Raw genomic sequence first — 13921 nt, 5'->3', positions numbered from 1 at the left:
GTACATTTGGTCAGGCCGGGGAGGCCCCTTGATAACCAAGCATCACCGGATCGTGATCATCGGCGGCGGGACCGCGGGGATCTCGGTCGCGGCCCGGCTCCGTCGGGCCGGCGAGCAGGACGTCGCGGTGCTCGATCCGAGCGAGCACCACTACTACCAGCCGCTGTGGACGCTGGTCGGCGGCGGACGGGCACCGCTGGCGGAGAGCATCCGGCCGCAGGCGTCCGTCATGCCGAAGGGTGTGGCGTGGATCCGCCGGGCCGCCGTCGCCATCGATCCCGAGGCGCGGGAGGTGGCGCTGGACGACGGCGGCACGGTCTCCTACGAGCACCTCGTCGTCTGCCCCGGCATCCAGCTCGACTGGGACCGGGTGCCTGGCCTGGAGGCCGGGCTCGGCAGGGACGGGCTGTCCAGCAACTACCTGCCGCAGTACGCCCCCGCGACCTGGCGCTTCATCCGTGAGGCCCGCTCCGGCAGCGCGGTGTTCAGCATGCCGACCGGGGCCATCAAGTGCGGCGGCGCCCCGCAGAAGATCGCCTACCTGGCGGCCGACCACTGGCGCAAGGAGGGCGTGCTCGGCCGGATGGACGTCCATCTGGTGATCCCCGGCGCCGCCATCTTCGGCGTCCCGGAGTTCGCCCGGGTGCTCGACGACGTGGTGCGCCGCTACGGGATCAAGGTCCACTACGGGAGCGAGGTCTCCGAGGTGCGTCCCGAGGCCCGCGAGGTGGTCGTCACCGACCTCGGGACCGGGGGCACGACGACCCTGCCGTACGACGTCGCCCACCTGGTGCCGCCGCAGAGCGCCCCGGACTGGATCAAGCGCAGCCCGCTCGCCGGTGCCGACGACCCGGCCGGCTACGTCGAGATCGACAAGCACACCATGCGGCACGTCCGCTACCCCACGGTGTGGGCGCTCGGTGACGCCGGCTCGTCCCCGAACTCCAAGACCGGCGCCGCGGTGCGCAAGCAGGCGCCCGTGCTCGTCGAGAACCTCCTCGCCGTGCTCAACGGCCGCGAGCCGAAGGCCTCCTACGACGGCTACGCGTCCTGCCCGCTGACCACCGCGCGCAACAAGATGCTGCTCGCCGAGTTCGACTACAGCGGCCGGCCCACTCCGTCGATCCCGGTGATCAACACCATCCGCGAGCGCACCGACATGTGGCACCTCAAGCGGCGCGGCCTGCCGTTCCTCTACTGGAACCTCATGCTCCGCGGACTCGCCTGACCCTGCCGGGCACACCCCGGATCCCCCGCCGCAGCCCGCCGTCCGGGCCGTGCGGCCAGCCCACCCGTGCCCCGTCCGAAAGCCGCGGGGCGCACCCACCGTCCACCTTCAGGAGCTTGCGATGTCGAAGCCCGCCGGACCGCTGGTCTTCGTGCAGTTCTACCTGGACTGCCTCTCCCACGCCTCGTACCTCGTCGGTGACCGCACCACGGGCCGGGCCGTCGTGGTCGACCCCCAGCGCGATGTGCACGAGTACCTCGCCACCGCCGAACAGCACGGCCTGACCATCGAGCGGGTCATCGAGACCCACATCCACGCGGACTTCCTCTCCGGCCACCTGGAGCTGGCCGAGCGCACCGGCGCGCGCATCTCCTACGGCTCCGCCGCCGCGCTCGACTTCGACACCGACCCGGTGGGCGACGGCGAGCGCCTCAGCCTCGGCGAGGTCGACCTGGAGATCCTGCACACCCCGGGGCACACGCCGGAGTCGATCTGCGTCGTCGTGCGCGAGCACGCCGGTGACGACGTCCCGTTCGGCGTGCTCACCGGCGACACGCTGTTCATCGGCGACGTCGGCCGCCCCGACCTGCTCAGCTCGCGCGGCCGGTCCGCCGAGGAGATGGCCCGCCACCTGTACCGGTCCACCCGCGCCCTGCTCACCCTGCCGGACGACACCCGCGTCTACCCCGCGCACGGCGCCGGCTCGGCCTGCGGCAAGAACCTCTCCACCGAGCTGAGCTGCACGATCGGCAACCAGCGCCGCGGCAACTACGCGCTCGCCGAGATGGCCGAGGACGCGTTCGTCGCCGTGGTGACCGCCGGTCAGCCCGCCGCGCCCGCCTACTTCGCGTTCACCTCGGTGCGCAACCGCCAGGCCCGTCCGGTCCTCGACGAGGACACCCCCGTCCCCGCGCTCGCCGCAGAGGAGTTCGTCGCGGCCAGGGCCGGCGGCGCCACCGTGCTGGACACCCGGGAGCCGGAGGCGTTCGCCGCGGCCCACCTGCACGGCGCGGTCAACATCCCGCTCGGCGGCCGGTTCGCCGAACTGGCCGGCCAGGTGCTCGACGCCCAGGACGCCATCATCCTGTGCGGCGACCCGGACACCGTCGTCGAGGCCCGCAACCGGCTGGCCCGGATCGGCTTCGACCGCGTCCTGGGCGCCCTGGCCGGTCCGGTGGACGCCGTCGGCGCGGAGCACCTCACCGCCGCCGGACGGGTGGACGCCGACACCCTGGCCGAGCAACTGGCCGAGGGTACGGGCGGGTTCGAGCTGCTGGACGTGCGCGGCCCGGGCGAGGTGCGGGAGAAGGGCGGCATCCCCGGCGCCCGGCTCGTCCCCCTGCCCGAACTGCTCGCCCGGCTGGCCGAGCTGCCGACCGAGCAGCCGCTGACCGTGATCTGCGCGGGCGGCAACCGCTCCTCGGTGGCCGCGTCCGTGCTGCGGGCCCGCGGCTTCGAGGCGGTCGACCTGCGCGGCGGCTTCGCCGCCTGGAACGGTGAGGTCGTCCACGCCGCGGACCGGGCTCCGGACGGCGTCACGGCGTGAGCGTCCTGATCACCGCTCTGCTCTGCGGAGCCGTGGTCGGCGTGGCCCTCGGCGCGCTCGGCGGTGGCGGGGGAGTGCTCGCCGTCCCGGCGCTGGTCTACCTGTTGGGCGTCTCGCCCGCCGAGGCAGGGACCACCAGCCTGGTCATCGTCACCGCCACGTCCGTCACCGCGCTCGCCCGGCACGCCGGTACCGGCACCATCAGCTGGCGCACCGGCGGGCTGTTCGCCGCGGCCGGCGTGCTCCCGGCCGCCGGGGCGGCCGGGCTCGCCCACCGCATCCCGCAGCCGGTGCTGACCTGTGCGTTCGCGGTCCTCGCCGCACTGGCCGCCGCGGCGATGCTGCGCGGCACCCGGGCCGCGCGGCGCACGCCGGCCGAGGCCGGCCGGTCCGAGGAAGGGCTCGAGGGCGACCGGCGCCCGGGCGGCAGCCAGCTGGGCACGCTCGCGGCCGGGGCCGGCCTGGGGGCGGTGACCGGGCTGCTGGGAGTCGGCGGCGGCTTCCTCGCGGTGCCCGCGCTGGTGTCCGTGCTCCGGCTGCCGATGCGCAAGGCGGTGGCCACCAGCCTGGTGGTCGTCCTCGTCAACTCGCTGGTCTCCCTCGCCACCCGGCTGACGGTCACCGGCATCTCGCTCGACCCGGCGGTCTTCGGACCGTTCGTGGGCGCCGCGGTGCTCGGGGCCTGGGACGGCAAGCGACTGGCCGCCAAGCTGTCCGGCGCCGCGCTGCAGCGGGCCTTCGCCGCCGTGCTGCTCGCGGTGGCCGGGTCGATGCTGGTCGGCGTGCTCGTCTGACGGCTCCCACGACCGCCGCCCGGGACACCCCGCCCGGGCGGCGGCCACCCCGTCGGTGCCCGCCGGTCCCGCCGGGCGCCGATTTTGTGCTCTCCCCGTCAAGGTACGAACATTCAAGGCGTGTCCCGCACCACCCGATCCCGCACCACCCATCCGATCCCTGACCCCCAGGACGGCGCCGTGACCTCCGAGCCGGGCCCCAGGCCGCTGACCCGATCGGCGGGCAATCCGCTCTGGGCGCAACTGCGCGCCGACCTGCAACGCCGGCTCGACGAGGGCGAGTTCCGCGACGTCTTCCCCGGTGAGCACGACCTCGTCGCCGAGTACCGGGTCAGCCGGCACACCGTGCGCGAGGCCCTGCGCACGCTCCGGGAGGAGGGCGTGGTCAGTGCTCAGCGCGGCCGGGCCTCCCGGTTCACCGCGAGCCGCCCGCTGGAGCAGGACGTCGGCGAGGCGTACAGCCTGTTCCGCGCGGTGGAGGAGGTCGGAGCCGTCCAGCGCAGCGTCGTGCGCGCGCTCGACCAGCGAGCCGACGGGGTCATCGCCGCCCGCCTGGGGCTCGAGGAGTCCACGCCGCTGGTCTACCTCGAACGTGTCCGTCTGGCCGACGAGGAGCCGCTCGCCGTGGACCGGGTCTGGCTGCCGGCCGACGTGGCCCGCCCGCTGCTGGACGTGGACTTCACCCGCACCTCGCTCTACGACGAGCTGGAACGTCACTGCGGCAGCCGGATCGGCGGCGGCTGGGAGCGCATCCGCGCCGTGGTCCCCGGCCGCGGGGAGCGGATCCTGCTCGACTGCCCGCCGACCACCGCGCTGCTCGCGATCGACCGGCTCGGCCGGGACGCCGAGGGGCGCCTGATCGAATGGCGGCAGACCCTGGTCCGCGCGGACCGCTTCGCCGTCGCGGCCGCGTTCACCGCGCACGACTACCGGCTGGGCGCCCCGGTCCAGACACCCTGACGGGAACGCGGCGGGAACGGCAGGGGAACGCGGGCGGAGACGGTCGGGGGCGGAGGGTAGCGGGTTCGGCTCGTTGGCATGACATGCATAGTGCAGTTCACGCCGTTGTGTCCGATGTGCTTGCCGGTCCCGGTCATGGGACCCCGCGAAGGGGGGTCGTTCACGAACCAGCGCCGTTGGGCTGGCCGCCGGGGCCGCGGCCGAGGTCCTGGCCGGGGTGAACGGCCGGGGTGGCGGTCCGGGCGGGCCGCGCGCCGTAGGGCGGGCTTCGGCCGTCTCTTAGCTCAAAGTTGATCATCAGTCACCGGCGGTGAGGCTAACATCGATTCCGATCGGGTTTGGTCGGCTTCGTCGGGAAAGCCGAAGCCGACCGGATCGCGTCGATCAAACCGGGGGCGGGGATGCAGGGTTTCGGGGATGGGAGACGTCATGGGCGTGCACAACGCCATGGGCCGGCGAACCGGGATACGCGAGATCGATCGAGTCGCTGAACCGGCGGGGCTGCTCAGACTGGCGGAAGAGGCGCGCGGGGGCGTCGCACGGGCAGTGCTGGTCCGCGGACCGGCCGGGATCGGGCGCAGCCGGCTGCTGGACGCGGTGGCCGGGCGGGTGTCGGAGGCCGGTACGACGGTGCGTCGGTCGGCGGGCCCGGCGCCGGGGACCGAGGGGAACGGGGCCGGGGGGAACGAGGGGGGAGAGGGGGAGCGGAGCGGGCGCGGGTACCGGTCCGTTCGCGAACTGTTCGGCGTGCGGCCGGACCCCGCCGGGGCCACCGCGGCGAGGGCCGCCTTCGCGGTCCAGCGCGAGGTCTACGGGCACGCCGTCGAGCTGCTGGCCGCCGGCCCGCTGGCGCTCGTCCTGGACGACGCGCAGTGGTGCGACGAGGAGTCGCTGCGATGCGTGCACTTCCTGCTGCGCCGCGCGGCCGGACGTCCGCTGCTGGTGCTGCTCTCCCAGCGCACCGCCGTCGAGGGCCCGGGCACGGCGATGCTCACCGAGATCCTGGCCGAGGGCTGCTGCGCGCTCCTGGAACTCGGCCCGCTGAGCGAGGCCGAGACCGGCCGGGCGGTGGCCCGCGCCCTGGGCGGCCTGCCGGACGAGCGGTTCGTACGGCGCTGCCGGGCGCTCTGCGGCGGGAACCCGCTGCTGCTGGAACGGCTGCTCGGCAGGCTGCGCGCGGCCGGGGTGCACCCTGACGAGCGCGGGCTGCACCGGCTGCGGGTGCTCGGCGAGGCCGTCGGCGTCGACGCGGCCCGCACCGCGCTGGCCGCCGAACCGCGCCAGGTGCGCCAGGTGGCCGTGGCGCTGGCCGTCCTCGGCTGCGCCGACCCCGATCTGCTCGGGTCGCTCTGCGGGGTCGGCGGCAGCCGGCCGGCCCTCGCACTGGACGGGCTGCGGCGCCTCGGGGTGATCGGGCCCGGTCCGGGGGCGCCGATGGCCGAGGCGGTGCGGGCCGCGGTGCTGGCCGAGCTGCCGGGCCCGGAGCTGGAACGGCTGCGCCTGCGCGCGGCCCGGGTGCTCAACGACGCCGGGCGCCCGGCGGCCGAGGTGGCGGACCAGCTGGCCCTGCTGTCCGAACTGCCGGAGCCGTGGATGCTCACCGTGCTGCGCGAGGCGGCGGCCCAGTCGCCCGGCGGGGCGACCGCCCGGGCGGCGGCGCGCTACCTGCGCGGGGCGCTGGCCGCCGAGCTCGGCGGGACCGAGCGCCGGAACGTGCGGATCGAACTGGCCAGGGCCTCGGCCCGGGTGGCGCCGGCCGCCGCCCTGGAGCAGCTGCGCCACGCCCTGCGGGAGAGCGACGGGGTGCGGGAGCGGGCGTCGATCGCCCTGGAGTACGGGCGGGCCGCCCTCGGTTCGCGCGACGTCCCCGAGGCGGTCCGGGTGCTCGGCGCGGCGCTCGTCGACCTGCGCCGGCAGTTGGGCGCCGACCCGCTCCCGGCCGACCGGGAGCTGCGCACCTCGCTGGAGTCCGCCCTGCTGGTGGCCGCCGTCAACGGGAAGTCGACGATGGCGCCGGTCGGGGCGCTGGTCGGCGGCTGGCCGGTGCCCCGGGGCGACAGTCCGGCCGAGCGTCAGCTGCTCTCCGGCATGAGCGTGTTCGCCGCGCTGACCGGCCGTCCGGCCCGGCAGGCCGTGGCGCTGGCCCGGCGGGCCCTGCGGGTGGAGGAGACCGTGCCCGCCGGGTGGGAGGCGCTCGCCTCCTCGCTGGTCCTCGGCCTGGCGGACGAGGTCGAGGAGGCGCTGGGGGCGCTGCCCCGCTCGCTGTCCAACGGCATCGCGTTGCACGAGCCCTGGATGCGGCTGTCGGTCCTGGCCGGGCGCGCCCACACCCTGCACGGGGTGGGCGACCTCGCCGGGGCGCAGACGGTCGCCCGCACGGCGGTCGCCCTCGCGGAGCGGGACGACCGGGCCACGGTCTGGCCGCTGCCCGCCGTCGAGCTGGGCAGTGTGCTGCTCTCGCGCGGCGAGGTGACGGAGGCCGCCGCCGTGCTCGACCGGATCCGCCCGGCCGGCCTGGACCAGCAGATCTGGGAGTGGCACCAGTACCTCTACGTCGGGGGCCGACTGCGGCGCGCGCTGGGCGACCTCGACGGCGCGGTGGAGCTGTGGCAGCGGTGCGGCCGCAGCCTGGCGGAGGCGGGGGTGGCCAATCCGGTGCTGGCGCCGTGGTGGCTGGCCGCCGCGACCACGCTGGCCGGCCAGGGCCGTACCGCGGCGGCGGCGGGGATCGTCGCCCAGGTCCAGGAGGCGGTGGACGGCTGGGGCACCGCCCGCGCCCGCGGGCTCGGCCTGGTGGCCGCGGGCGTGATCGCCACCGGCGCGGCCCGCACCGAACGGCTCGCCGAGGCCGTGGAGGTGCTCGAACAGTCCCCGGCCCGCCTCGCGCAGGCCGAGGCGCGCTACCGGCTCGGCCGCGAGCTGCTGCTGCGCGACGACCTGCCGGGCGCCCGCCGGCACCTGCGGCAGGCGATCGAGACGGCCACCCGGTGCGGCTACCACCTGCTCAGCGCCGCCGCGCGCCGGCTGCTCGCCGACGCGGGCGGCCGGATGCCGCAGATCGCCGTCTCCCCGCTCGACACGCTCACCCGCAGCGAGCGGCGGATCGCCACCCTCGTCAGGACCGGCGTCAGCAACCGGGAGATCGCCGAACAGCTGTTCATCACCCCCCGGACGGTGGAGATGCACCTCACCAACATCTACCGGAAGCTCGACGTACGGGGCCGCACCGACCTGGTCCCGGCGAGGGGATCCGGCGCGGCCCCCAGACGCCGGCCGAGGAACGAGGCGGAGCACGTCCACGCACCGAGTCGCTAGGGGCGGGCAGTGGTCAAGGGGAGGACCGAGGAAGCGGCACGCCGGACACCGGCCGGCACCTGCGGGCCGAGCGGACGGCTGGTCGAGCGGGACCGGGAGCAGCGGCTGCTGGACGACCTGCTCCGCGGGCTGCGGGACGGGCGTTCGGCGCTGGTCGAGGTGCGGGGCGTGCCCGGTGCCGGACGCAGCGCGCTGCTGCGCCGGGCCGAGGAGCTGGCCACCGCGGCCGGGGTGCGGGTCGCCGCCGCTCAGGCGTGCTGGGAGGAGACGGGGGTGCGCCACGCGGTGGCCGCCCAGCTGCACGCGGCGATCGCGCCGCGGGACTCGCCGCTGGCGCGGGAGCTGCTGCGGCCCGGCGCGGCGCCGGACGCCGCCCTGTCCGGGCGGCTCTGCCGCGCCTTCCTCGCGGCGGCCCGCGACCGGCCGCTGCTGGTCGTGGTCGACGACGTGCAGTGGGCCGACGTGGAGTCGCTGCGCCTCCTCCAGGCGCTGGCGCGCCGGCTGGCCGGTGCCCCGGTCCTGCTGCTGACCGCGCGCAGCGACGCGCTGGCGCCGGGGCCCGGCGAGCGGATCGAACTGTGCCCGCTCGCCGACCCGGGGACCGTCGCCGCCCACACCCTCGTACTCGACCCGCTGTCGCCGGCCGGGGCGGGCGAACTGCTGGCCGGGGCGCTCGGGGAGCCGGTCGAGCCGGAGCTCGCCGAGGCCGCGGCGCTCGCCGTGGACGGCAACCCCGCCGTGCTGCGGGTGGTCGCCGACCTCCTCGCCCGGCCCGACCGCCACGCCGGGCCGGACCGGCCGGCGGCACCCGACCGGGCGGCGCGGCTGCGCGAGTACGCGACGGAGGCGGTCCGCGACCGCGCGGTCCGTACCCTGGGCGTCCTGCCCGAGGCGCTGCTGGACGTGCTGCGGGCGATCGCGGTGTGCGGGAGCGACGGCACCCCGGACATGATCGCCGCCCTGGTGTGGCCTCGGTCGATGGACACCGCGCGGGCCCTGGAACTCCTCTCCGGGACCGGCCTGCTGGCACCGGGGGAGCGCCCGGCGTTCCGGTCCGAGCGGGCCGCCGAGGCCGCCCTGGCCGGCCTCGGCGCCGAGCAGCGCGAGGAACTGTTCGCCTGCGCGGCCGAGTTGGCGAACCGGGCGGCCCTCCCGGACGGCACGCCGGCCAGGATGCTGCTCGGCGCCCGGGTGATCGGCGCGCCCTGGGCGGTGGAGGTGCTGCGCCGGGAAGCGGCGCGGCTGCGGGCCGCCGGCGATCAGGAGGCATCGGTCCGGCTGCTGCGGCGCGCGCTGCGCGAACCCGTGGGCCCGCGCCTGCGGGTGGAGATCCTCACCGAGCTGAGCATCCTGGCGCTTCCCGCCTCGCCGGAGGGCAGCGACCGCTTCCTGCACCAGGCGCTGCTCGACCCGGTCGACCCGAGCGCCGGGCCCGCCTGGGTGCGCGCGGCCGACCTGCTGGTGGCGCGGGGCGACTTCGCCTCGGCGGTGCCGCTGATCGCCGGGGTCTGCGCCGTCCCGGGTGTCGGCGCCCGGGACCGCGCCGCGCTGCGGGCGCTGTTCTGGATCGCCCGGCACGGCCAGGACGGGGCGGCGCGGGAGCCGCACCGTCCGGCGGTGGCCGAGCTGCCCCGCCGGCCCGTCGAACCCGCGGAGGCGGGGGCCGCCGCCTGGCTGTCGGCGCTGCGCGGACGGGACCTCACCCGGACCAGGGAGCTGGCCCGCGCGGCGCTCGCCCCGGCGGTGCTGGACGGGACGCCGCTGGCCGCCCAGGTGGCGGCCTGCCACGCGCTCGTCCTCACCGAGGACGTGGCCGAGGCGCAGCTGGGCCTGGACGCCGTGCTGGCCCGCGCGCACCGCTCCAACGCCCGGGCGGTGGCCGCCCTGGCGCTGCTGATCAAGGCGCTGGCGACGCTGGGCGAGGACCGCGCCGAGGAGGCCGCGGTGCTGCTGGACCGGGCCGAGGAGGTACTGCCGGAGCGCTGCGCGCACCCGCTGCTGGCCCCGGCACTGCCGGCCCTGCGGACGATGGCGCACCTGGCGCGGGGCGACCTGGCCGGGGCGGAGCGCTCGGCCGCGGCGGCGCGGCCGGAGGAGGCCGGGGGCGGCATGGCCCGCGCCTACCTGGCCTATGCCCGCGGCCGGGTGCGGCTGGCCGGCGCGGACGCCGAGGGGGCACTGGGCGACCTGCACGAGTGCGGGCGGCTGCTGCTCGCCCGGCAGGTGGCCAACCCCGCCCTGCTGCCCTGGCGTTCGGCGGCCGCGCGGGCCCGGGCACTGCTCGCGGACGACGCCGGGGCGGCCGGACTGATCGCCGAGGAGCGCCGTCTCGCCCTGGTCTGGGGCGCGCCGCGCACGCTCGCGCGGGCGCTGCGGGCCGCGGGCGCCGTCGAGCGGGAACCGGGCCGGGGCCCGGGCCCGGCGGCGCCCGGCCGGGCGCGTACGGCGGACCCCGGGGCCGGGCACCCGGCCCGGGGTGAACCCGCGAGCTGGCAGTACCGGCAGGCGCTGGTCGCGGTGGGGACGGCGGCGGTGTCCGGCCCGGGGGCCGTCGACGGCCTGCTGAGGAGCGGACCCGCGCCGGCCGGTCGCGCGCCGGCCGGTCCGCCGGCGCCGCCGGGGCGAACGGCGCCGGGGACCGTGGCGCCCTCGGTAGCCGGCCGGCCGCGACCCGGGGCAGCGACGGATGCGGAGGCGGCGGCGCGGCCGGGCCGGCAGGCGCTGACCACCGCCGAGCGGCGCGTCGCCGCGCTTGCCGCCGAAGGACTGGCCAACCGCGCCATCGCGACCGAACTGTCGGTGACGCTGCGCACCGTCGAACTGCATCTGACCAAGGCGTACCGCAAGTTGGGCATCTCCGGGCGACCCGAGCTGGCCCCGGCGCTGGCCTCGGCGCCGGGACATGACGAAAGGACCGAGGATGGCGCGCCTGTTCGGCCGGCGGCGTGAACTCGCCGCACTCACCGCGGCGATGGAGGCGGCCGGGCGGGGCCGGGGCTCACTGTTCGTCGTCACCGGCGGGATCGGGACCGGCCGGACGGCGCTGCTGAGGGCGCTGCCGCCGCTCGCGCGCCGGCGCGGCCTGCGGGTGCTCAGCGCCAGCGGGGCCGTCCTGGAACGCGAGCTGACCCTCGGGGTGGTGGACCAGTTGCTGGAGCCGCTGCTGCCCGGGGCGGCCCTCGAACCACCGTACGACGCCCGGTTCTTCGCGGAACTGGCCGCCGCGGTGGCCGAGTTCAGCGCCCGCGAGCCGCTGCTGCTCCTGGTGGACGACCTCCAGTGGGCCGACGCCGCCTCGCTGCGCTGGCTCGGCCGGCTCGCGCGGCGGCCGGCGAGCCTGGGCATCCTGCTCGTCGTCGCCGTGCGCGACGGCGATCCGGACGCGGAGCAGCCGCGGATCCACGCGCTGTCCGACAGCGCCTCGCGCGTGCTGCGGCTGGAACCGCTCCTCGCGGCGGACACGGCGGCGCTGGTGGCCGAGCGGCTGGACCGGCTGGCGGACCCCGCGCTGGCCGCCGCCTGCCACGAGGCCTGCGCCGGCAACCCGATGCTGCTGACCGCGGTGCTGGCCGAACTGGTCGAGGCGGGAGGCGTGTTCGCCGACCCGGTGGAGGCGGTCGCGGGGCTGCGGCTGCCGGCCGTGCGCGAGCGGCTGCTCGCCGCGCTGGCGGCCCAGCCCGCACCCGTCAGGGCTGTGGTGAAGGCGCTCGCCGTGCTCGGGGAGGACGCGGACCCGGAACTCGTGGGCCGGCTGGCCGGGCTCGACGGGACCGGCTGCTCCGAGGCGGTCGGGGTGCTGTGCCGCCTCGGCCTGCTGAGCTGCGGCCGGACCCTGAACTTCGTCCACCGGTACGTCCGGGAGACGGTCGAGGAGTCGATGTCACCGGCGGAGCAGGAGGACAGCCGCCGCCGCGCCGCCGTCCTGCTCCACGACGCGGGCTACCCGGTCGAGCAGGCGGCGGCCCAGCTGCTGGCCACCACCTGGTGCCAGGACGGCTGGGCGGCCGAGGTCCTGCGCTCGGCCGCGGTGGCGGCGGTGCGCCGAGCGGCCCCGGCGGACGCCGCGCGCTACCTGCGGCGGCTGCTGCTGGACGGGGCGGCGACCGGACCGGAGCGGGCCGCCCTGCTGCTGGACCTGGCCGCCATCGAACGGACCTTCGACCCGGCGGCGGCCATGCGGCACGTCGTGCAGGCCCTGCTGCTGCTCCCGTCGGCCGAGCAGCGGGCCCTGGCGGTGCGGTGGCTTCCCCCCGCGCTGCTCGGCGGCTGCCCGCCGCCCAGCGTCGAACTGGTCGCGAAGGCGGCCGAGGAGCTGGCCGGGGCGCCCGCGCAGGCCGGCGACGACCGTGAACCGGCCCTGCGGATCGAGGCGCGGCTGCGGCACGTGACGGTGGCCGGCCCCGGACTGCTCGCCGGATCCGCCGAGCGGCTGCGCACGCTCGGCCCCACGCCGCCGCTGGAGACGGCGGCCGAGCGCGAGCTGGTCACCGTCCTGCTGCACGGCGCCACCGTGGCCCAGCGGCTGACGGCCGCGGAGGTCGCTCCGCTGGCGAACCGGATCCTGTGCTACGAGCCCGCCTCGCCGGCCCATGTGTACACCACCCTGCCGCTGCTGACCGACACCCTGATCGCGACGGACTCGATCGAGACCGTCGGCCCCTGGCTGGAGGCCGCCGGGGAGGCGGCCCGCCGTGAGCGGGCGCCCGTGCCGCAGGCGCTGATCGGCCTGGAACTCACCCAGCTGCTGCTGGCCCAGGGCCTGTTCGCCCGGGCCCGGGCGCAGGCACGCGAGGTGCTGGACCTGGGGGCGGCGCAGTGGGCACCGATCCAGTCGATGGCCGCCGTGGTCCGGGCCGCCATCGAGACCACCGACGGCGAGCTGACGGAGCGCCTGCTGGAGGCCTACGGCGAGAGCATCGACCACGGCCACAGCCCCTCGATGCTGCAACTGGTGCGCGCCTCGGGCGCGGCGGCCCGCGGCGACCTGCCGACCGCGCTGGAGTACGTGCTGGACTGGGGACGTTCGGTCGAGCGGGCCGACTGGCGCAACCCCGCGGTGGTCCCCTGGCGGACCTGGGCGGCCGGCCTGTGGCTGCGGATGGGCCAGGGCGCCCGGGCCCACGAACTGGTCGACGAGGAGCTGGCCCGGGCACTGGCCTGGGGCGCGCCCGGGCCGATCGGACGGGCTCAGCGGGTCAAGGGCGAACTGACCGAGGGCGAGGGCGGCATCGAACTGCTGCGGGCCTCGCTGACCACCCTGGAGGGGGCGGTCAACGGGATGGAACGGGCCAGGACCGGCGTGCTGCTCGGCCGGCGGCTGCGGGCGCAGGGGCGGCCGGAGGCCGAGGCGCACCTGCGCCGGGGCCGGGAGCAGGCGCTGGCCGGTGGCGCGCCCCGGCTGGCGGACCTGGCCGCGCGTGAACTGCGGGAGCTGGCCCAGTCGCTGGGGCCGGCCACACTGACCCGGGCCGAGCGCCGGGTCGCCGCGCTCGCCGCGCAGGGGGTGTCCAACAAGGAGATCGCCGGCAGGCTGGAGGTGAGCACGCGGGCGGTCGAGAAGCACCTGACCCAGGCCTACCGCAAGCTGGACGTCGCGGGGCGGGCCGAACTCGCCGGTGTGGCGCACCTGCTGCCGAGCGACGCGGCGCCGCCGGCCTGAGCCGGTACGGCCCCGGGTGGCCGGGGCCGTCGGGGACGGTTCCGGGTCCGTCGGGTCCGCCGGGGCCGTCGGTGGCCGTCCCCGGACCGCGGCCGTACCGCGGCCGTACCGAACCGGAGCGCGCCGGGCCGCCCCGCGGCCGACCGTACCGAACCGAAGCGGCCCAGATCACACCGTCGGCCGACCGTACCGAACCGAACCGAAGTCCCCGCCGAACCCCCGGGTAACCGAACCCCCGCGCCGCCTCCACAGGGTTAGTGCCGCGGGTATTGGATTTCGTTGACAGTCTTCCTTTCGCCTTCATAGTGTCATGACCGCGGCTGGCACGGCGCATTGCGGCACGGGGTGAGGTGGCCCCCGTGCCCGTGCGAATCCTCAGGAACTCCTGGAAGGCGAAATATGACCGCGGCACGGCCCAT

Annotated in this window: 7 protein-coding genes; all 7 read left to right on the top strand. The window is 76.9% G+C overall.

Annotated features, from left to right (window positions below; translation table 11 throughout):
• Window positions 1-28 precede the first annotated feature (28 nt).
• Entirely contained in the window at window positions 29-1228 is a 1200-nt protein-coding gene (locus ACFVUH_RS31810; protein ID WP_387916865.1) for an FAD-dependent oxidoreductase, read from the top strand.
• A gap of 121 nt (window positions 1229-1349) precedes the next feature.
• Window positions 1350-2774 carry a rhodanese-like domain-containing protein gene (locus tag ACFVUH_RS31805; RefSeq protein WP_387916864.1) on the top strand — a complete coding sequence of 475 codons (1425 nt, stop codon included), beginning with the start codon at window positions 1350-1352 and terminating at the stop codon, window positions 2772-2774.
• Window positions 2771-3568: a TSUP family transporter gene (locus ACFVUH_RS31800; RefSeq protein ID WP_387916862.1), complete on the top strand. Its 798-nt coding sequence runs from the start codon at window positions 2771-2773 to the stop codon at window positions 3566-3568. The genes ACFVUH_RS31805 and ACFVUH_RS31800 overlap by 4 nt, the downstream gene beginning before the upstream one ends.
• Window positions 3569-3748: 180 nt before the next feature.
• On the top strand, window positions 3749-4528 hold the full coding sequence (locus ACFVUH_RS31795) for a GntR family transcriptional regulator (protein WP_355359634.1): 780 nt from the start codon (window positions 3749-3751) through the stop codon (window positions 4526-4528).
• Between the two features lie 417 nt (window positions 4529-4945).
• Window positions 4946-7843, top strand: a complete 2898-nt coding sequence (locus ACFVUH_RS31790) for a LuxR C-terminal-related transcriptional regulator (protein WP_387916861.1) — start codon at window positions 4946-4948, stop codon at window positions 7841-7843.
• Between the two features lie 9 nt (window positions 7844-7852).
• Window positions 7853-10792, top strand: a complete 2940-nt coding sequence (locus ACFVUH_RS31785) for an AAA family ATPase (protein ID WP_387916859.1) — start codon at window positions 7853-7855, stop codon at window positions 10790-10792.
• Window positions 10764-13502 (top strand): ATP-binding protein, encoded by a 2739-nt coding sequence (locus ACFVUH_RS31780; protein ID WP_387916857.1) that lies wholly within the window; start codon window positions 10764-10766, stop codon window positions 13500-13502. The genes ACFVUH_RS31785 and ACFVUH_RS31780 overlap by 29 nt, the downstream gene beginning before the upstream one ends.
• Window positions 13503-13921: the final 419 nt, after the last annotated feature.

The organism is Kitasatospora sp. NPDC058032 (genome assembly GCF_042885845.1).
GTDB lineage: Bacteria > Actinomycetota > Actinomycetes > Streptomycetales > Streptomycetaceae > Kitasatospora.
Note: the sequence above shows the minus strand (reverse complement) of the source record. Positions and strands in the feature narration are given on the sequence as shown.

Coding starts and splice junctions, on each gene's coding strand:
- ACFVUH_RS31805 (WP_387916864.1), top strand. CDS start 1,350: ATGTCGAAGCCCGCCGGACCGCTGGTCTTCGTGCAGTTCTACCTGGAC.
- ACFVUH_RS31780 (WP_387916857.1), top strand. CDS start 10,764: ATGGCGCGCCTGTTCGGCCGGCGGCGTGAACTCGCCGCACTCACCGCG.
- ACFVUH_RS31790 (WP_387916861.1), top strand. CDS start 4,946: ATGGGAGACGTCATGGGCGTGCACAACGCCATGGGCCGGCGAACCGGG.